Origin of the sequence: Stenotrophomonas sp. HITSZ_GD, assembly GCF_029543105.1 — a bacterium.
Classification (GTDB): Bacteria; Pseudomonadota; Gammaproteobacteria; order Xanthomonadales; family Xanthomonadaceae; genus Stenotrophomonas_A.
Genome location: NZ_JARQXB010000002.1, coordinates 80,095 through 99,810 on the forward strand (window position 1 = coordinate 80,095; position 19,716 = coordinate 99,810).

Annotated in this window: 18 protein-coding genes; 8 read left to right on the plus strand and 10 right to left on the minus strand. The window is 68.9% G+C overall.

The features are described 5' to 3' along the window. Positions 1-3: 3 nt before the first annotated feature. Genes P6166_RS02200 through P6166_RS02215 form a run of 4 tightly spaced genes read left to right on the plus strand, consistent with a single transcriptional unit; the run spans position 4 to position 4,555 of the window. Entirely contained in the window at positions 4-720 is a 717-nt protein-coding gene (locus tag P6166_RS02200) for a SapC family protein (protein ID WP_277762899.1), read from the plus strand. After that, positions 701-1,717, plus strand: a complete 1,017-nt coding sequence (locus P6166_RS02205; RefSeq protein WP_277762900.1) for a cupin-like domain-containing protein — start codon at positions 701-703, stop codon at positions 1,715-1,717. Before P6166_RS02200 ends, P6166_RS02205 begins: the two co-directional genes overlap by 20 nt. 14 nt (positions 1,718-1,731) lie before the next feature. Next, a complete protein-coding gene (locus P6166_RS02210) occupies positions 1,732-3,243 on the plus strand; it encodes a tryptophan halogenase family protein (RefSeq protein WP_277762901.1) in 1,512 nt (503 codons plus the stop codon). Between the two features lie 43 nt (positions 3,244-3,286). Beyond that, the gene (locus P6166_RS02215; RefSeq protein WP_277763135.1) at positions 3,287-4,555 is read left to right on the plus strand and encodes a glycoside hydrolase family 2 TIM barrel-domain containing protein; all 1,269 of its coding nucleotides are present in this window, start codon (positions 3,287-3,289) and stop codon (positions 4,553-4,555) included. An 18-nt stretch (positions 4,556-4,573) separates the two neighbouring features. On the opposite strand, the gene P6166_RS02220 is transcribed toward P6166_RS02215, so the two are convergent. Then, complete coding sequence (locus P6166_RS02220) at positions 4,574-5,215, minus strand: DUF6766 family protein (protein WP_277762902.1); 642 nt, start codon at positions 5,213-5,215, stop codon at positions 4,574-4,576. A gap of 65 nt (positions 5,216-5,280) precedes the next feature. Further along, positions 5,281-7,053, minus strand: coding sequence for a YbhB/YbcL family Raf kinase inhibitor-like protein (locus P6166_RS02225; protein ID WP_277762903.1), 1,773 nt, complete (start codon positions 7,051-7,053; stop codon positions 5,281-5,283). Between the two features lie 295 nt (positions 7,054-7,348). Here P6166_RS02225 and P6166_RS02230 point away from each other — a divergent pair, with 295 nt between their 5' ends. The 4 genes from P6166_RS02230 to P6166_RS02245 all read left to right on the plus strand — a co-directional run bounded on the left by P6166_RS02230 (position 7,349) and on the right by P6166_RS02245 (position 10,590). Further along, positions 7,349-8,254: a manganese catalase family protein gene (locus P6166_RS02230; RefSeq protein ID WP_277762904.1), complete on the plus strand. Its 906-nt coding sequence runs from the start codon at positions 7,349-7,351 to the stop codon at positions 8,252-8,254. Between the two features lie 234 nt (positions 8,255-8,488). Then, positions 8,489-9,082: a DUF4142 domain-containing protein gene (locus P6166_RS02235; RefSeq protein WP_277762905.1), complete on the plus strand. Its 594-nt coding sequence runs from the start codon at positions 8,489-8,491 to the stop codon at positions 9,080-9,082. Between the two features lie 46 nt (positions 9,083-9,128). Then, complete coding sequence (locus tag P6166_RS02240; protein WP_277763136.1) at positions 9,129-9,935, plus strand: OBAP family protein; 807 nt, start codon at positions 9,129-9,131, stop codon at positions 9,933-9,935. Between the two features lie 181 nt (positions 9,936-10,116). Further along, a complete protein-coding gene (locus P6166_RS02245; RefSeq protein WP_277762906.1) occupies positions 10,117-10,590 on the plus strand; it encodes a hypothetical protein in 474 nt (157 codons plus the stop codon). Positions 10,591-10,595: 5 nt separating this feature from the next. Here the strand turns inward: P6166_RS02245 and P6166_RS02250 are convergent, their stop codons facing one another. The 8 genes from P6166_RS02250 to P6166_RS02285 all read right to left on the minus strand — a co-directional run bounded on the left by P6166_RS02250 (position 10,596) and on the right by P6166_RS02285 (position 19,715). After that, on the minus strand, positions 10,596-13,259 hold the full coding sequence (locus tag P6166_RS02250) for an excinuclease ABC subunit UvrA (protein WP_277762907.1): 2,664 nt from the start codon (positions 13,257-13,259) through the stop codon (positions 10,596-10,598). A 208-nt stretch (positions 13,260-13,467) separates the two neighbouring features. Further along, positions 13,468-14,010 (minus strand): lipocalin family protein, encoded by a 543-nt coding sequence (locus tag P6166_RS02255; protein ID WP_277762908.1) that lies wholly within the window; start codon positions 14,008-14,010, stop codon positions 13,468-13,470. An 8-nt stretch (positions 14,011-14,018) separates the two neighbouring features. Then, positions 14,019-15,089, minus strand: a complete 1,071-nt coding sequence (locus P6166_RS02260; RefSeq protein WP_277762909.1) for a cyclopropane-fatty-acyl-phospholipid synthase family protein — start codon at positions 15,087-15,089, stop codon at positions 14,019-14,021. Beyond that, the gene (locus P6166_RS02265) at positions 15,086-15,871 is read right to left on the minus strand and encodes a DUF1295 domain-containing protein (RefSeq protein WP_277762910.1); all 786 of its coding nucleotides are present in this window, start codon (positions 15,869-15,871) and stop codon (positions 15,086-15,088) included. The genes P6166_RS02260 and P6166_RS02265 overlap by 4 nt, the downstream gene beginning before the upstream one ends. Beyond that, positions 15,868-16,416, minus strand: coding sequence for a DUF2878 domain-containing protein (locus P6166_RS02270; RefSeq protein WP_277762911.1), 549 nt, complete (start codon positions 16,414-16,416; stop codon positions 15,868-15,870). Before P6166_RS02270 ends, P6166_RS02265 begins: the two co-directional genes overlap by 4 nt. 1 nt (position 16,417) lies before the next feature. After that, on the minus strand, positions 16,418-17,677 hold the full coding sequence (locus P6166_RS02275) for a cyclopropane-fatty-acyl-phospholipid synthase family protein (RefSeq protein WP_277762912.1): 1,260 nt from the start codon (positions 17,675-17,677) through the stop codon (positions 16,418-16,420). Next, positions 17,674-18,441: a DUF1365 domain-containing protein gene (locus tag P6166_RS02280; RefSeq protein WP_277762913.1), complete on the minus strand. Its 768-nt coding sequence runs from the start codon at positions 18,439-18,441 to the stop codon at positions 17,674-17,676. The genes P6166_RS02275 and P6166_RS02280 overlap by 4 nt, the downstream gene beginning before the upstream one ends. After that, positions 18,438-19,715, minus strand: a complete 1,278-nt coding sequence (locus tag P6166_RS02285; RefSeq protein ID WP_277762914.1) for an FAD-dependent oxidoreductase — start codon at positions 19,713-19,715, stop codon at positions 18,438-18,440. Before P6166_RS02285 ends, P6166_RS02280 begins: the two co-directional genes overlap by 4 nt. Position 19,716: the final 1 nt, after the last annotated feature.

Genomic DNA, 19,716 nt, shown 5'->3' on the forward strand with positions numbered 1-19,716 from the left:
CCGATGACCCGCCACGTCCCGCTCAACAACGTCGACCACCACGCGCTGCGCATCGATACCCGCCGCATTCCCGGCCTGGGCGACGACGTGATGTCCGTGCTGACCTTTCCCGGCGAGTTCCGCCAGTTGCAGGCGCATTACCCGATCGTCTTCCACAAGGATGCCGACGGCGCGTTCCATCCGCTGGCGCTGCTGGGCCTGCGCGAGCACGAGAACCTGTTCCTGGACGAGACCGGCTGGAGCGCCGGCTACGTGCCGCTGGCGATCGAGCGCAAGCCGTTCCTGATCGGCAGCGCCAGCGGCGAGCCCACGGTGCACGTGGACCTGGACAGCCCGCGCATCGCCGAGGCGGGGGCGCCCGGCGAGGCGGTGTTCAAGGAATTCGGCGGCAACACGCCTTATCTGGAGCGGATCAGCTCGGTGCTGCGCGCCCTGCACGAGGGGCTGCAGCAGAACCCGGGCTTCACCGCGCTGCTGCTGTCCCTGGACCTGCTGGAGCCGTTCGCGCTGGACGCGCGCCTGCGTGACGGCACGCCGCTGCGCGTGGAGGGGCTGTACACGATCCACGAGGAACGCCTGCGCGAGCTCGACGGCGCCACCCTGGAGCGGCTCAACCGCAGCGGCGCGCTGGAAGCCCTGCATATGGTGATCGCTTCGGGCGCGCATTTCCGCGAGCTGATCGAACGCACCGAGCGCCGCCGTGCTGCCGATCGCCACTAAGGTGCGCGAGGTCCGCGGGCTCGACCCGCGGGCGCTGCCCGACGACCTGCTCGCCTCGCCCGAACCGCTGCTGCTGCGCGGCCTGGTGAGAGAATGGCCGCTGGTGCGGGCCGGGCTGCAGTCGCCGCGCGCGGCCATCGACTACCTGCGCCGCTTCGCCCGAACCGAGGCCCAGGTGGCCGTGCTGGTGGCACCGCCGCAGGTGGCCGGGCGCTACTTCTACAACGATGCGCTCACCGGCTTCAATTTCCGCACCGAGCGCCCGCCGCTGGGCGCGATGCTCGATGCGATGGAGCGCCACCTCGACGACGCCCAGCCGCCCTCGCTGTACATGGGCTCGACCACGGTGGACACCTACCTGCCGGGCCTGCGCGAGGAGAACGACCTGGACCTGTCCACGCGCGACCCGTTGTTCAGCGTGTGGGTCGGCAACCGCACCCGTATTGCCGCGCACCAGGACGTGCCGGACAACATCGCCTGCGTGGCCGTCGGCCACCGGCGCTTCACCGTGTTCCCGCCCGACCAGCTGCGCAACCTGTACATCGGCCCGCTCGACCTCACGCCCGCCGGCCAGCCCGTGAGCCTGGTGGACTTCGCCGCGCCCGACCCCGCGCGCTTCCCGCGCTTTGCCGAGGCGCTGGCGCACGCGCAGGTGGCCGAACTCGAACCTGGCGACGCGATCTTCATCCCCAGCCTGTGGTGGCACCACGTCGAGGGCCTGGACAGCTTCAACGTGCTGCTCAACTACTGGTGGCGGCGCACGCCGGCGTACATGGATTCGCCGATGAACGCACTGATGCTGGCGCTGATGAGCGTGCGCGACCTGCCCGCGGAGCAGCGCGCCGCCTGGCAGGAGATCTTCCGCCACTACGTGTTCGAACCGGACGCCGACACCGCCGGCCACATTCCCGAGTCCGCCCGGCGCACGCTGGCCCCGATGACGCCCGAGGTTGCGCGCGAACTGCGCGCGCGCCTGCTGCAACGCCTCAACCGCTGAAGGATTTTCCGCGCATGACCCGTGACGCCCTCGACCTTCCCGACACGCCCGTACGCCGCGTCGTCATCGCCGGTGGCGGCACGGCCGGCTGGATGGCTGCCGCGGCGATCTCCAAGCTCCTTGGGCGGCAATTGCAGATCACGCTGGTGGAATCCGAGCAGATCGGCACCGTGGGCGTGGGCGAGGCGACGATTCCGCCGCTGGTGACGTTCCACCGGCTGATGGAGATCGACGAGCGCGAATTCATGGCCGCCACGCAGGGCGCGATCAAGCTCGGCATCCTGTTCGAGAACTGGCGCGATATCGGCCACCGCTATTTCCACTCCTTCGGCACCACCGGGCGCGACCACTGGACCGCCGGCTTCCAGCATTTCTGGCTGCGCGGGCGCGAACGTGGGCTGGCGAGCGACTATGCCGACTACAACGTGGAGTCGGTGGCCGCGCGCGAGAAGCGCTTCGCCCACCTGCCCAAGATGGGCATGAACTACGCGTACCACTTCGATGCCAGCCTGTACGGCAAGTTCATGCGCCAGATCGCCGAGCGGCACGGCACGCAGCGCGTGGAAGGCAAGATCGCCGAGGTGCTGTTGCACGAGGACACCGGCTGCATCCGCTCGCTCCGCCTGGAATCGGGCGATGTCATCGAAGGCGACCTGTTCATCGACTGCACCGGCTTCCGTGCCCTGTTGATCGACAAGGCATTGGGCGTGGGCTTCGAGGACTGGTCGCACTGGTTGTTCAACGACAGCGCCCAGGCGGTGCAGACCGCCGCGGTGGGGGATGCCGCGCCGTATACAAGCGCGATCGCCGAGGAGGCCGGCTGGCAATGGCGCATTCCGCTGCAGCGCCGCGTCGGCAACGGCATCGTCTATTCAAGCCGGCACCTGGACGACGGCCGCGCACGGGAGATCTTCGAAAGCAGCCTGCGCGGCGAGCAGACCTCGCGGATGCTGCAGATCCGCTTCCGCCCCGGCCGGCGCGAATACAGCTGGTACCGCAACTGCATCGCGCTGGGCCTGGCGGGCAGCTTCATCGAGCCGCTGGAATCGACCACCATCCACCTGATCCAGCGCGGCATCACCCGGCTGATGCAGTGCTTCCCGAAGGTGCTCACCGCAGTGGACATCGAGGAATACAACCGGCAGATGGCCGAGGAACTGGTGCACGTGCGCGATTTCGTGGTGCTGCACTATGCGCTCACCGACCGACGGGACACCGCCTATTGGCGCGCTTGCCAGGAGATGGCGTTGCCGCCCTCGCTGCAGCACCGCATCGACCTGTTCCGCGAGACCGGCATCGTCTTCCACCAGCCGAACGAGTTGTTCGCGGAGAATTCGTGGATTCAGGTGATGATGGGGCAGGGCAACATGCCGCGCCGGCACCACCCCACCGCCGACCTGATGGGCGACGAAGAACTGGCACGTTTCCTCAACGCCGCGCGCGAGCATGCGACGCGCACGGCCGCCGCGTTGCCGAGCCACCAGGCTTACCTGGACCGCTGGTGCCCCACCGCACCGACCCCCTGAAACGCCATAACCGGGAGGCCACGCCATGCGTGCCATGAAGTGGATGCTGTCGTGCCTGCTGATGCTGGCGCCGTTCGCCCAGGCCGCCGACGGGCCGAGCCAGGTCAGGATCGTCGAATCCGAAGGCACGTATCGGCTGTTCGTCGATGGGCAGCCGTTCTTCATCAAGGGCGGCGGCGGCAGCGGCCATCTCGACGAACTGGCCGCGCGCGGCGGCAATGCCGTGCGTACCTGGCGCGTGGACAGTGACCCGGCGCAGATGCGCGCCTTCCTGGACAACGCGCAGCGGCTCGGGCTGAAGGTGGCCGTGGGCATCGAGGTCGGCAACGAGCGCCACGGCTTCAACTACGACGATGACGCCGCGGTGGCCGCACAGCTGGCGCGTATCCGCGGCGAGGTGGAGGCGTGGAAGGACCACCCGGCGGTGCTGATGTGGGTGGCCGGCAACGAGCTCAACCTGCACTACACCAACCAGAAAGTGTGGAATGCGATCGGCGGCATCGCCGACATGATCCACGCCATCGACCCGAACCACCCGGTGATGACGACGCTGGCCGGCTTCGGGCCGCCTTTGATCGAGCAGATCAAGCAGCGCGCCGGCAGCCTGGACCTGATCGGCATCCAGCTCTACGGCAACCTCGGCGAGCTACCGGACAAGCTGCGCGAAAGCCATTGGACCGGCCCCTACGTGGTGACCGAGTGGGGCCCCACCGGGCATTGGGAATCGCCGTTGACGGCGTGGGGCGCGCCGATCGAGGACGACGCCTCGCGCAAGGCCGGCGTGCTGCTGGACCGCTACCAGCGCTACATCGCCGGCGAACACCGGCAGGGCCTGGGATCGTTCGTGTTCCTGTGGGGGCAGAAGCAGGAACGCACGCCGACGTGGTACGGGCTGTTCCTGGCGGAGGGCGAATCCACGCCGAGCGTGGACGCCATGCAGTATGCGTGGACGGGCCAGTGGCCGGACAACCGCGCCCCGGCCATCGCGCCGATCCGCGTGGACGGCAAGCTCGCCAGCCACAGCGTGGTGCTCAAGGCCGGCAGTAGGCATCGCGCCCATGTGCAGGCCTCCGATCGCGATGGCGACCCGCTCGCCTATCGATGGACATTGCGCGAGGAAAGCACGGCCACCAGCATCGGCGGCGATCCGGAGCACCTGCCCGCGGCCGTGGACGCGGCGGTGCAGCCGGGTGCGCCGGGACAGGTCACGCTGGTGGCGCCGGCGAAGGCGGGACGCTATCGCCTGTTCGTGGAGGTGCGCGACGGCCAGGGCCACGCGGCTTACGCGAATTTCCCGCTACAGGTGGAGTAGGGCAGGGCTGCGCGCCGGCTAATCGCCCGTCTGCGTGTGCGGCGCCTCGACCGGCTTGGACTGCGGCGAATCCTTCTGCCTGAGCCAGATCGTGAACAGCACGAGGCAGAGCACGGCGAGAAATTCGCTCTGCCAGTTCTGGAAGGATTCGAACCAGAACTCCGCACCCGTGAGGTGATGCCAGAGCGTGACCGGCGGCTCGCCACGGCCCAGGCGTTCCTCCACTTCGGCGCGCCAACTTCCGCACAGGTGAAGCACGAAGCTCACCAGGAACAGCAGGCCGAAGGCAATCGCCAGCGAGTGCTCGTAGAGCTTCAGCCACAGGCCGCCCTTGCGGACCGGCCACGGCGTCCGGCCCGGCTCGATGTGCGGCTGCGCTTCCTCGCGCGAATCCAGTGGCCGCGATTCGGCCGAGCCAGCTTGCCGCAGCTTCACGGTGAGCAGCACGTACATGCCCATCTGCAGGAATTCGCTTTCCCAGTTCTCGAACGTGGCCGATACGAAATGGCCCGAGTGCAGGTAGGCGAGCAAGGACAAGGCGGCTTGGCCCTGCTGCAGGCGTTCGTCGTTGAAGGCTTGCCAGCCGAAGACGACCTGCAAGCTGATGAAGCAGAGAAACAGCAGCGCCAGGACGATGGACAGGCCGTTGCGCTTCCACATGGATGACACTCCCGGAATGGCTCCAAGACCGGCCGCGTGCATGCCGCGGGCCGTGCGGGTTGCGGCTACTTCAAAGGCGCCTGCGTCTGCGCATACGTGCCGATGCGCTCGCCCTTGCCGATCACGTGGCCCTGGGCGGCCGCCAGCACCTCGTCGCGCGTCGCGCCGGGCTTGAGGTCGAGCACGGTGTCCAGTGCAAGCACCTGGAAGTGATAGTGGTGCGGCGCATCGCCCACCGGCGGACGCGGCCCCATATAGCCCGGCGAGCCGCGCGTGCTCGGGCCCTGCATGACGCCTTCGGGTTCTTTCAAGCGCAGCTGTTCCGGTACACCCTCGGGCAGGGCAGTGACCTCGCCGGGAATATTCCATGCCAGCCAGTGCACGAAGGGTTGGTAGGGGCGCGCGTCGGGATCTTCGACAACCAGCACGTAGGACCTGGCGTTGGGCACCGCGCTCCACGACAGTGGCGGCGATACGCCGTCGTGGTACTCGCTGTAGCGCTTGTCCAGCGCGCCGTTGTGCGCGAATGCCGGCGAATCCACTTGCATCGCGGCGGCGTCGCCCACGCGCGCCAGCGCCAGCGGCACGCCGTTACCTTGGTTGACCTGCTTGAGCAGCGGCGCGGCCGGGATGGCCGGCGCCGCCGCACGCTGCGCGCGTCCGGGGTAGGCGACGCGGTAGATCACGCCGTTGGCATCGTCACCCACGAGCAGCGCACCGCCCGGTGTCTGTGCCAGGCCCACCGGCCGCGCGATGTGCCGCTGGCCGCCGTCCACGAGGAAGCCCTCGACGAACGGCTCGAAGGCCACCGGCTTGCCGCCGTCGAAGCGCACGCGGACCACCTCGTAGCCCGAGGCCGGCTTGCGGTTCCATGAGCCGCGCATCGTCACGAATGCATCGCCGCGGTAGTCGGCGGGGAACGCCTTGCCGGTGTAGAACACCAGCTGCATCGGTGCGGCATGCGCGGTATAGCCCAGCGTCATCGGCTCGCTGATGGCGAGCCACTGCGTCTTGGTGAGCCCGCCGGGCGGCGTGCTCTGCGGGTTCTGGCCGTCCTTGCCCCAGATGTGCGGCCAGCCGTATTGCTTGCCTTTGACCAGGTGGTTCAGCTCCTCGGGCTGGATCTCGTCGCCGAGGTAGTCCATGCCATGGTCCATGCCCCACAGCTCGCCGGTGGCCGGGTCCCAGGCAAATCCAATGGTGTTGCGCAGCCCGCTGGCAAAGATCGTGCGTGACTTGCCATCCGGCTCGGCGCGCAACAGCGTGGCGTGCTCCGGGTTGGTTTCGTTGCAGGCGTTGCACGAGGAACCGACGCTGATATAGAGCTGGCCATCGGGGCCGAAAGCCAGGGTGCGATTGGGATGCTGGCCGCCGTCGGGCAGGTCGCCGATGATCAAGGTGGCCGTGCCCAGCGAGCCATCGGAACGAATGGGCGCGCGGAACACTTCCTTCGCCGTTGCCATGTAGAGCTGGCCGTCATGGATGGCCAGGCCGTGCACGCCGGGCCGGCTGGCCACCACGCGCGGCGCCGCGTCGAGCTTGCCATCCTCGTCGGCGTCCTTGAGCAGCAGGACTTCGCCTTCCTCGCGGCGCGACACGTAGATGTCGCCATTCGGCGCCACCACGATGATGCGCACGTTGCCGAGGTCGGTCGCCAGCGGTGCGATGGTGAAACCCTGCGGTACCCTCAACGCGGCGACGCGCGCGGCATCCGCAGGCGCCTTGTCCGGCTTGAACGTATGCACCTGCGCGTCGATGTCCGTGCCGTCGCCCTGCTGCGCGAACGCGCTGCCGGGTAATGCGAGCACCAAGGCCAATCCCCACCTGCGTGTATTCATGCGCGTGCCTCCGGAGGTCGCGCTCAGGCTGCATGCGATGGCGTGGATGAGCCGCGAATGCAATGCGAAGGCGCGGTGAGGCACGCATACGACGCGCGCCTGACTCCTTCAGGCAGCTGCGCCTCCGCACATGATGCGTGCAGCTCCTCGCGTGGCGCTCACCTCGGGCGCAGGTGCCACTAACACCCGAGCCTCTACGGTGAGGTCGTATCACCCGCCAGCGCCTCGATGCCGGCTCGGCACATCTGCCGCAGTCCATGGCCACTCCTTGCCGCTGCGAATACCGGAGCTACTCATGTTCATGCACAACAAGCGTTTGATGTACACCGTTCGCGTCGAACGACCCGATCCCGTCCTCGCCACCCTCATGCTGGAACAGTTCGGTGGCCCGCAGGGCGAACTGGCCGCGGCGATGCGCTACTTCACGCAGGGCCTGGGGGAAGAAGACGCGGGCCGCAAGGACCTGTTGCTCGATATCGCGACCGAAGAACTGAGCCACCTGGAAATCATCGGTTCGATTATCACCCTGCTCAACAAGGGCGTGAAGGGCGAGTTGGCCGAAGGCACGATCGAGGTGATGGAAATGCGCGGCCTGACCCAGAACAGCACCAGCCACACCGAGGCCATCCTGTATGGCGGTGGGCCGGCGCTGGTGAACTCCAGCGGCGTGCCGTGGACGGCCGCCTATGTGGACAGCATTGGCGATCCCACGGCCGATTTCCGTTCGAACATTGCCGCCGAGGCACGCGCCAAGCTGGTGTACGAGCGCCTGATCAACGTGACGCCCGATCCGGGCATCCGCGATGCGCTGCGGTTCCTGATGACGCGCGAGATCGCCCACCAGAAATCCTTCGAGAAAGCGCTGTATTCGATCGAGCCCAACTTCCCGCCCGGCAAGGCGCCCGGCGATCCCGAATTCACCGACCTGTACATGGACATGTCGCAGGGAGACGGCGACATGTCCGGCCCCTGGAACTCCGGCGAGCAGTGGACGGTGGTGTCGTCACGCGACGAACAGAGCGCGCTCGATGGCGGCGAAGGCACGGCCAGCGTGGGTGGCTTGAGCGAATCGCAGACCGCGGCGCTGGAAGCGCTGGCGCTGCGCACGGCTTCCGTGCTGGAAGGCGATCCGACCACCGGCGCGGACCTCGGCGCGGGCCTGGGCGCGGGTGCCACGAAGGGCAGCCGCACGCCGAATTGAGCGATCCGCACGACGACGCGCGCGCCACGAGCTTCAAGGCGTGCGTTTGACTTCGCGCTTTCGACGGCTGACGGAAGATCGACCCGCCCTGGGGGGCGGGTCGTCGCGTGCGTAGGCACCTCGCGGACTGTGCACGCCGCACCCAGCCTTTCGCGCGCCCCACACATCAGGTGGACACATCGCTTACGACCCCGGGTCCATGGTCGCCGCGTCATCCCACCCCAGGTTACCGCCATGAACCGCTTCCACGTGCTCGCCCCTTGTGTACTCGCCGCCGCCCTGGTGCCCTCGCTCGCGTTGGCGCAGTCCAGTGCTACCGCGCCCGGTCAGGCACGCGCCCCGTCCGCCGAACGCACGGCGCCCTTGAGCCAGGCCGACGCGCTGGGCGTGCTCAGCGCGATCAACCAGAGTGAAATCGCGGCCGGCCAGTTGGCGCAGCAGAAGGTCACTACCGGCCCAGTGCATGACTACGCCGCCCGAATGGTGCAGGAGCACGGCGAGAACGAGCAGAAGACGAAGACGTTGTCGCCCAACGAGCGCGCGGCCGCGGCGGTGATGCAGAAGCAAAAGGGCCAGGCGGAACTGGCAAAGCTGCAGCCCCTGGACAGTGCCGCGTTCCAGAAGGCTTACGTGGCCGCCATGGTCAAGGACCACGGCGAGGCGCTGAAGGCGCTGGACCAGAAACTCATCCCCGCCGCGCAGGATGCGAACGTCAAGGCGCATCTCACCGAAACGCGCGCCCATGTCGCCAACCATCTCGCCGCGGCGCAGAAACTGCAGGCCGCCGCTCCCTCCACGGCGAACGCCGGCGGCGACAAGGGGCATTGAGGTGCCCGCAGACGGCAGCCTTCTGGCAGGCCGCATCGCGTGGAGCATGATCGGCTGCGTGGCGGCATTGACCGCCTGCACCGGTGGCGGCAGGGTCGATCCGGCCGTCTCGCCGCCCGGCAGCGCGGAATCGGCCCGGACCCGCGCGCTCGAAGCGGGGGCCGCGCTGATGCAGGACAACGGTCCGCTCGCCAAGATGGATGTCTACCTCGTCGGCTTCCATCCGATGAAGGACGACCCCCACCACCAGATGGAGGCGCATCACTTCTGCCGGCAGGTCAACGAAGATTTCGCCCAGTGTGCGTTGTTTGACGGCAACACGGCCACCGCCAATCTCAATGGCATCGAGTACATCATCTCCGAGCGCATCTTCGAGCAGCTGCCGCCGGAAGAGCGCGCTTACTGGCATCCACACAACGCGGAAATCCTGAGTGGCCAGCTGGTCGCCCCAAATCTCCCGCGCGTGGCGGACAAGGCGTTGATGCGCTCCAAGCTCAACAGCTACGGCAAGACGTGGCACACCTGGTCCAGCCGCGACGGCACCGAGCCGGGCGATGCGCTGCCGATGGGTCCGGCGATGCTGGCGTGGTCGTTCAATCGCGACGGCGAGGCCCAGCCCGCGCTGGTCGCCGCGCGCGACCAACGAATGGAAATCTCCACGGCGCAGCTGCGCCAGGGCCGCGCCGATCTTGCCGGAGGGGCGCGGCCGCAGGAGGGCGTGGATGCCCTGCGCGATGCATTTCCGCACGCCACGCCGATCCCCGGAGTCGTCGATAAGCACGGCGCGCCAGATTCATCAGGCGTCACCTCTCCGGTGGGAACGCGTGGTGCGCCGGCGCCGTCCTCTTATTGAACGCCTCGCCGTGGCCTCCGGCACTTCCAACGGTATCGTCCTGACAACTGCGCTGCTGAAGCGTGAGTACAGCAGCCAGGTAGCACAGAGGGCTGGTGTACTCGAAGCGCCGCGGCAGCCGGACAGATCCTAGATTGATGCCGCTGGCACAGGAGGTGACACGAACATCCTCGCGTACGCGTTGTTCCTGCTCTGGGCGGCAGCCGGCCTGGCCGATTTCGCATTGCATCGGCGCACCGACCTGTCGCATACCTCGGGGCTGGCGGAGTCGCGCCTGCACCTCGTGCAGCTTGGCTTGATGGGGATCGCGGCACTGGTGTGGTGGGCGCTGGCGCCCACTTGGGGCGCATGGTGGATTGCCGCGGCGCTGGTCATCGCGCACGCCGGCTTCGGTTACCTGGATACGCGCTCGGCTTGGGGCAAGCGCGCGATCACCCCGGTCGAGCAGCATGTGCATAGCGTGCTCGATGCGATGCCGTGGATATTCCTGGGCGCCTATGCGTGGACGGTGGACGACGGTTTCGCGCTCGCCCTGCGTCCACGCGATCGCTCCCTGGCCGGGTGGATCGGCGTGCCCGCGCTGATCGTGGGCGCGTTCGCGGTGGCGGAATGGCGAGCCGCCGGGCGCGCGCGTGCCGAGCGTGGCGCGGCCTGACGAACTCAGCCCACGCCCGATCGGCCGCGTTCCAAGGCCTCTGCCAGGAAGGGGGCAGTGCGCGAGGCCTTCGTCCGCGCCACCTCGCGCGGCGTGCCGCTGGCCACCACCTGGCCGCCCGCATCGCCGGCCCCGGGGCCGATATCGATCACCCAGTCGGCCTGCGCCACCGTGCGCATGTCGTGCTCGATCATCACCACGCTGTTGCCGGCCTCGACCAGGCGCTGCAACTGCACCATCAAGCGATCGCCATCGGCCGCATGCAACCCGGTGGTGGGTTCGTCGAGCACGTAGAGCGTTCGCCCGCGCTGGCTGCGCTGCAGTTCGGTCGCCAGCTTGATGCGCTGCGCCTCGCCGCCGGACAGTTCCGTCGCCGGCTGGCCCAGCCGCAGGTAGCCCAGCCCGATCTCCTGCAAAAGGCGCAGGGGCCGCGCAACGGACGCCTCGTCGGCGAAGAAGGCGCCGGCTTCCTCCACGGTCATCTGCAACACCTCGGCGATGTTGCGGCCGTTCCAGCGCACCTTCAACGTGGCCTCGTTGTAGCGCGCGCCATGGCAGGTGGGGCAGGGCGCATACACGCTGGGCATGAACAGCAGTTCCACGCTGACGAAGCCTTCGCCCTCGCACGTGGCGCAGCGCCCCTTGGCGACATTGAAGGAGAAACGCCCGGCGTCGAAGCGCCTGCGCCGCGCATCGGGCGTGGCGGCGAACAGCTTGCGCACATGGTCGAACAGGCCGGTGTAGGTGGCCAGGTTGGAACGCGGCGTGCGCCCGATGGGCTTCTGGTCGACCTGCACCAGGCGCTGCACGGCGTCCACGTCGCCGGCCAAGTGGCCGCGGGTGGCTTCGATCACCGAAGGCCCCTCGCTGGGGTCGCCGTCGGTCGCCTCGTCCTCCGGTTCGTGGCCCAGGTGCAGCAGGATCAGTTCGGGCAACGCTTGCGCGGCCAGGCTCGATTTGCCCGAGCCGGAGATGCCCGTCACCGCGGTCAGCACGCCGAGCGGAATGCGCGCATCCACCCCGCGCAGGTTGTGGCGATGGATGCCGCGCAGTTCCAGCCAACCGGCCGGTGCGCGTTCGCGCGTCGCGGGCGCGGGAATCTCGTCGAATAGATAGCGCGCAGTGTGCGACCCGGCCACCTCGCGCAACCCCTCCGGCGCGCCGCTGTAGAGCACGCGGCCGCCGTGCTCGCCGGCATCGGGGCCGACATCCACCAGCCACTGTGCGCGCCGCATCAGGTCCAGGTCGTGCTCGACCACAAAGACCGAGTTGCCCGCGTCGCGCAGCGCGTCGAGCGCGTCGTACAGTGCCTGGCTGTCGGAAGGGTGCAGGCCGGCGGAAGGTTCGTCGAGCACGTACACCACGCCGAACAGCATCGAACTGAGCTGCGTGGCGAGGCGCAGGCGCTGCATTTCGCCTGCCGAGAGGGTCGGGGTAGCGCGGTCGAGGGTGAGATAGCCCAGGCCGAGCCCGCGAAGCTGGCGCAGGCGCGCCAGGATGCCGCTGGACAGGCGCTGCGCGGCCAGCCGCTTCTCCGCCGAGAGCGCGGTGGTGCGGCGCACGTCCGGCGCGGCGGCATGTTCCGCGCGGCCGGCGGCCTTGCGTGCGGCGCGGTCGCGGCGCGTGGCATCCGCGCCGGCGGCCGTGCCGGCGGCTTGCGCGCGGAAATCGCCTTCGGCGATGGGCGTGACCAGCGTCTCCAGCGCATCCAGCGGCTGCTGCATGAATTCGCCGATGTCCAGCCCGGCGAACTTCACCCGCAGCGCCTCGGGCTTGAGCCGTTTGCCGTGGCAGGCCGGGCAGGGCTGCCCCTGCATGAAGCGCGACACGCGCTTGCGCATCAACGCGCTTTGCGTGTTGGCGAAGGTGTGCAGCACATAGCGCCGCGCACCGGTGAAGGTCCCCATGTAGCTGGGCTCCAGCTTGCGCTGGAGCGCAGCACGGGTTTCGGCCGGGGTGAAGCCCGCGTACACCGGCACGGTCGGCGTTTCCTCGGTGAAGAGGATCCACTCGCGGTCACGTTTGGGAAGCTTGTGCCAGGGGCGGTCCACGTCGTAGCCCAGCGTCACCAGGATGTCGCGCAGGTTCTGCCCATGCCATGCCGGCGGCCAGGCGGCGATCGCGCGCTCGCGGATGCTCAGCGTCGGGTCGGGCACCATCGTCGCTTCGGTGGCGGCGTAGACATGCCCCAGGCCATGGCACTGCGGGCATGCGCCCTGCGGCGTATTGGGCGAGAAATCCTCCGCGTACAGCATCGGCTGGCCGGCGGGATAGGCGCCGGCACGCGAGTAGAGCATGCGCACCAGGCTGGAGAGATTCGCCGCGCTGCCCACCGACGAGCGCGCATTGCTGCTGCCGCGTTGCTGCTGCAGCGCGACCGCGGGCGGGAGGCCGTCGATCGCATCGACATCCGGCACGCCGACCTGGTCGATCAGCCGCCGCGCATACGGCGCCACCGACTCGAAATAGCGGCGCTGTGCCTCGGCATAGATCGTGCCGAAGGCCAGCGACGACTTGCCCGAGCCCGAGACGCCGGAGAACACCGCCAGGCAGTTGCGCGGGATGGCGACGTCGACATCCTTGAGATTGTGTTCGCGCGCGCCGCGCACCTGGACTGCGTGGGCCGCGCTGGCCGAGGACAGGTCACCGCCAGGTCTTCTTCTTGCCACGCGAGGCCTCCCGGTTCATCGGGTGGGAGGCCGACGAGGCGCCCATGCTAGCGCCCGCGTCACGCGCGAAGCTTCATGCGCCGTGGACATCCGTGCCCGCCGCGCAGCATGCAGGGCGGCGATGACGGCTATTGCCCGCGGGTCGCCGGCTTTGGCCGACGTTGCGCCTGGCGATCAGGGCGTGGGCAGCGCGACGCGCTGCCCGCAGTCACTTCGTCGCGCGGACGGATTGCGGTACCCGGCGCAGCTTGCTCACGTCGTAACCCATCTCGGCGATACGGCGCACCGCTTGCTGGTAGTCGCTGTCGGACACCTGCGGCGTGCGCGCCATGTACCAGACGTAATCGCGCTTGCTGCGTGCCACGATGACCTGGCTGTAGCTGTCGTCCAGCCAGGCGATGACGTACTCGGCCTGCACGGGCCACACGAACTGCATGCCCCACACCGCGCCCTGGCCTTCCTTCTCGACCCGGCCAATCGGATGCATGGCGCGCAGCGGGGCGTCGAAGCTGCCCTTGCGATAGGTGAAGGTCGTCTGGATGCGACCGTCCGGCCGCAGGCGGTAGCTCTCCACCGCGTCGAAGGCTTCGCGCTCCGGCCACGAGGGAATGTGCGCGATGACGTACCAGTCGCCCATGAAGCGTGGCACATCCACCGACGGCGGGCGCGGCAGTGGGCGGACATCGTGGGAGCTGCAGCCGGTGCCGAACAGGCTCACAGCCAGCAGGGGAAGCAGCGAGTAAATGCGCATGTCACACCTCAGCGGGGACGAAAGAGGTAATGGGCCACCAGCCACTGCTGGCCGCCGTCATAGCCGAACAGCTCGGCGCAGGCCATCCAGAACATCCGCCAGCGCTGCCACCAGATGCGCGCGGCCGCCGGGCCATAGGTGGCCTCCAGCACCGGCATCACCTTCTCGCGCGCGGCGTCCTGGTTGGCCAGCCAGTGATCGGCGGTGCGCTGGTAGTGGGTGCCGTCCAGCAGCCAGCGCTGTTGCAGCTGCAGGTCGCGCTGGAAATGCAGCAGCGTGTCGGCCGCGGGCATCAGGCCACCGGTGAAGAAGTGGCGGCCCATCCAGTTGTCGCCGCCCTCCGTCTCGAATGGGTACATCAGCGTGCGGTGCGCGAAGATGTGCACGAACAGCGCGCCCTCCGGCTTGAGCCAGCGCGAGATGCTCGCCAGCAGGCGCTCGTAGTTGCGCATGTGCTCGAACATCTCCACCGACACGCAGCGGTCGAAGGTCGCCGCCGGCAGCGCGAGCGTGTTGACATCGCGCGTGATCACCTCGACGTTGCGCAAGCCCCGGGCTTGGCACTGCCCCATGATGTATTCGCGCTGGCTGTTGGAGTTGGAGACGGCGGTGATCCTCGCCTGCGGGTAGCGCTCGGCCATCCACAACGTCAGCGAGCCCCAGCCGCATCCCAGCTCCAGGATGCGCTGGCCATCGGCCAGGCCGGCGCGTTCGCCGTAAAGCTTCAGCATCGCGTCCTCGGCCTGGTCCAGCGTTTCGCGGCCGGTGGGGTAATAGCAGCTGCTGTACTTCAGGCGCTTGCCCAGGCAGGCCTGGAAGAACGCGGCCGGCACTTCGTAATGCTGGCGGTTGGCCGCGTCGGTGTGCAGGGCCAGGGGGCTGCCGGCCAGCTCGGCGATGCGCTGGCTGAAACGCGCGGCCTGCGCCTCGATGCCGCCTTCGGCTTCCTCCTGCAGGCGCTGCGCGCACAGGCGGCGGATGCCCGCGCGCAGTGCCGCGTCGGGCACCAGGCCGCGCTCGGCCCAGGCGATCAGTCCCGTCTCGGTGGACTCGGCCGGGGTCAATGAGGTCGCGTTCATTCGGAATGCTCCTTGGAATTTCGGGGGAACCAGGGAAAGAACATCGGGGTGCTGCGCTGGTAGGCGCGGTAGTCCTCGCCGCGACTGCGCAGAGCCTGCTTCTCGGTGAACGGCACGCCGCTCAGGTAGCGCAGGAACAGGTACATCACCAACGGCCCGGCCCAGGCCAGCCACCACAGGGGCGAACCCACGGCCAGCAGCACATAGGCGAACCAGTGCAGCCACTCGAAGAAATAGTTGGGGTGGCGGGAATAGCGCCACAGGCCCTCGCGGCAGGTGCGCCCCTTGTGGGCCGGGTTGGCACGGAAGCGGGCCAGTTGGCGATCGGCCACGGTTTCGCCGCCCACGCTCAGCAGCCACACGCCGGCCGCCGCGGCCACCCACGGCCACATGTCGGCGCGCGGGTTGGCGGCGACCGCCACGAACGGCAGCGCGAACAACACGATCAATGCCGCCTGCGCCATGAAGAAGCCGAAGATCTTGCCTTGATGGCCACCCCAATGTGCGCGCAGGTATTGGTAGCGGCCATCCTCTTCCTCGCTGCGCACACGGCGCCACAGGTGCAGCGCCAGCCGCAGCCCCCACAGGCCGCCGAGCACGCCCAGCGCCACGCGCGGCAGCACCTCGCCATCGCCGAGCCAGGCAAGCAACACCGCGGCCGCGCCGACACCCTGCGCCCACAGCACGTCCACCACGCCGATGTTGTGGTGGCGGCGCTGCCAGGCGGCGCCCCAGGTCATCGCGACCACGGCGTACAACAGCACCCACGCCAGGTTGATCATGGGGGTGCTCCGGCTAGGGACGACGGCGGCGCGGGGCGCGATCCACGCCGCGCGACCCGGCACAACAGCGAAAGCGCGACGCCCCAGCCCGCGCCCAGCACCAGCAGGCCTTGCCACGCCGGCGCGGTGAAGTGCACCGCGCCAAAGCCGCGCGCGGCCGAGAGGTAGGCCAGCGGCGCAAGCAACAGGCCGAACAGCGGCGGCCACGCGAGGTGCCGCTGCAGGAAGGCCATCGAGGTGGTGAGCGTCATCGCGAACGCAGCCCACAGCGCCAGGATCCACGGCGGCGGTGCCCAGCCCAGCGGCGCGGCGGCGTAGCGCACGGTACCGCTGGCGGCGGCGCTGGCATCGACCAGCCACGCGCAGGCCAGCGCCAGCCACATCAACCGCAGGTCCAGCTTCGGTTGCGCGGATGTCATCAGTTGGCTGGCGACGTACAGCGTGGCGGCCACGAGGGCCGGCCACTGCCAGCCGCGCGCCGCGCCGGCCACGCTGCATAGCCAGACCAGCTGGTTGCCGAGCAGGTTGGGCCAGAAGCGCCGCATCTCAGCTGACCTGGCCGCAAGCCGGTGCGGGGCGATGGCCCGGGCGCGCCAGCAGCAGGTGCGAAACGCCGATGGAGCGCTCCAGGAAACCGCCCTCGCAGTACGCCAGGTAGAACTCCCACAAACGGCAGAAACGCGCGTCGAAGCCCTGGGCGTGCACCGCGGGCAGCTGGGCGAGGAAGCGCTGGCGCCATGCGCGCAGGGTCAGCGCGTAGGAGTGGCCGAAGTCCTGCTGGGCGACCAGCTGCAGGTCGCTGGCGCGCGTCTTGGCCGCGATGATCGCGTTGATCGACGGGATGAAGCTGCCCGGGAACACGTAGCGCTTGATGTAATCCACGCTGCGCCGCGCCTGCTCGTAGCGGTGGTCCTCGATGGTGATGGCCTGCAGCAAGGCCACGCCGTCCGGCTTGAGCAGGCGCTGCAACGTGGCCATGTAGGTGTCCAGGTATTCGGCACCGATGGCCTCGATCATCTCGATGGACACCAGCTTGTCGAACTGGCCTTGCAGGTCGCGGTAGTCCTGCATCAGCAGGGTGATGCGGTCCTGCAGGCCCGCGGCCCGCACGCGCTCCGACGCCAGTGCATGCTGTTCGGCGGAAATGGTGGTGGTGGTGACGTGGCAGCCGTAATGCTGCGCGGCGTGCAACGCGAAGCCGCCCCAGCCGGTACCGATCTCCACCACGCGGTCGCCGGGCTGGAGTTGCAGCTGCTGGCAGATGCGGTCCAGCTTGCGCCGCGAGGCTTCCTCCAGCGACTCGCCGGCGTGCGTGAACAGCGCCGAGGAGTACATCAGGTCCGGGGAGAGGAACAGGGCGAAGAAGTCGTTACCCAGGTCGTAGTGCGCGGCGATGTTGCGCCGGCTGCCTTCGCGGCTGTTGCGGCGCAGGCGATTCCAGCCGCGCAGCAACCAGCCGCCGACACGGGCCGGCCCATGCTCCATGCTGTCGAGCAGGTCGCGGTTGCGCACCAGCAACTGCACCAGCGCGACGAGGTCGTCGCAATGCCAGTCGCCGTGGATGTAGCTCTCGCCGGCGCCCACGCTGCCTTGCGCAGCCACTTTGCGATAGAAGGCCGGGTCTTCGATGGTGACCGTGACCTGCAGCCCGTCGCGGTCCTGGCCCAGCCAGGTTTCGCCGAAGGCATCGCGCACGCACAGGCGGCCCTCGCGCAGCGGTGCCAGCTGGGCCAGCAGGCGGCGGCGCAGGAAGGCATCCAGCGCGCCGGGGCGGGGCAGCGCGAGGGAAGGATTGATCTGGTTCATCGCGATTTCTCGGCCAGGGCAGGGTGGTCGTAAACGGGGTTGCGCTTCAGCCACAGCCGCAGCGCGTGCCAATGGATGGCCGCCACGACCTGGACGGTCATCAGCGGGTAGCAGGCCAGCACGCGCGCCAGGCCGCGCGCGTCGAGCGGGCGCCGATGCATGGCCTGGCTCGCGTCGAACTGGCGCACGCCGTCGCGCCAGACCTGCATGTGCACGCGCAGGTCCTCGCCAGGGGCGCTCAGGCGCCAGTCGTAGCGGCAGTCCATCGCCATGAAGGGCGAGACGTGGAAGCACTTGTCGAACTGCCAACGCAGCGAGGTGCCTTCACGGGTCGCCGTGGCGACCGGCAGCACGTAGGCGTGGCGTTCCTTCCACGGCGTATTGGTGATCTCGGCGACGATGCAATCCAGCGTGGTGCCGTCGGCCTGGTAGCAGTAGTAGAAGCTGACCGGGTTGAACACGTGGCCGGCGAAACGCAGGTGGGTGAGCAAGCGCACCGGGCCGACCGGGCGGCGGCCAAGCGTGGCGGCGGCGCGGTCGCGTACCGCGTCCGCCAGTGGCCGCGCAGGATCGCCGAGGTAATCGCTGCGGCGGAACTCGGCCAGGTTGCGGCGGTTCACCGACCACAGCCAGCGACCGGCGAAGACCGTGTCCAGCTCGTCCAGGTCCAGCAGCAGCTGCGCGATCGGATAGCGGAACGCATGCGCGTGCGGCTGGTGCCGCCGATGCGTCACTTCGCCGAAATAGAGCGCGCTGGCACTCACGCCATGGCCTCGTCGGAAGCGGCCGCGCGCCGGCGCGGCGTGCAGGCACGCAGCGCATCCACCACGCGGCGGGCGCTGCGGATGCCGTCCTCGTGGAAGCCCCAGCCCCAGTAAGCGCCCGCAAACCATGTGTGGCGGCGTCCCTGCAGCTCGCCCCAGCGCTGCTGCGCGCGCACGGCGGCGTGGTCGTGCACCGGATGCGCGTACTGCAGCGTGCGCAGCACTTTTCCAGGGTCGATCGCCGCGGTGCGGTTGAGGGTGACCACCAGCGGGGTGTCGCCGGGCAGGCCCTGTAACAGGTTCATGCAATAGCTCACCGTGCAGGGCGCCGTCGGGTCGCCAGGCACGTGCGCGTTCCACGCCGCCCACGCCTTGCGCCGGCGCGGCAGCAAGGAGGCGTCGGTATGCAGCACGGCCTCGTTGGATTGGTAGCGGATGGCGCCGAGGACTTCGCGCTCGGCGGGGTCGGCATCGGCCAGCAGCGCCAACGCCTGGTCGCTGTGGCAGGCCAGGACCACCTCGTCGAACATCTCCACGCCGGCCGCGCTCTGCACGCGCACGCCCCAAGGCAGGCGCTCCAAGGCGTGGACCGGGCAGCGCAGGCGCTCGCGCACACCCCAGCGGCGGCGCAGCGCATCCACGTAACGTGCCGAGCCGCCCGTCACCACGCGCCACGGCGCGCGCCCGGTCATCTGCAGCATCTGGTGGTTGGCCATGAACTGGACGAGGTAGCGCGCGGGGAAATCCAGCACGGTGGCGGTGGGCGAGGACCATAGCGCCGAGGCCATCGGCAGCAGGTGTTCCTCGATGAAGGCCTGGCCGTAGCGCTCGCTGCGCAGGTATTGGCCCAGCGTGGGGCCTTCCTGCTCGGCCAGCAGCGAAGGCGCCGAGCGGTAGAAGCGGCGCAAGTCGGCCAGCATGCCCCAGAAACGCGGCGATACCAGGTTGCGGCGCTGGCAGAACAGCCCATCCAGCGAGGTGGCGTTGTACTCCACGCCGCTGCGTTCGCTGTGCATCGAGAAGCTCATCGTCGTGGGCTGCGAGGCCACGCCCAGCTCGTCGAACAGCGCCGTCAGCAACGGATAGTGCAGCGGATTGAAGACGATGAAGCCGGTGTCCACCGCCATGCGCACGCCGTCGACCTCCACGTCGTGCGTGTGGGTGTGGCCGCCCAGGTAATCGTTGGCCTCGAACAGCGTGACGTCATGGTGGCCGTCCAGCCACCACGCAGTGGCCAGCCCGGCGATCCCCGAACCGATGACCGCGACGCGCATG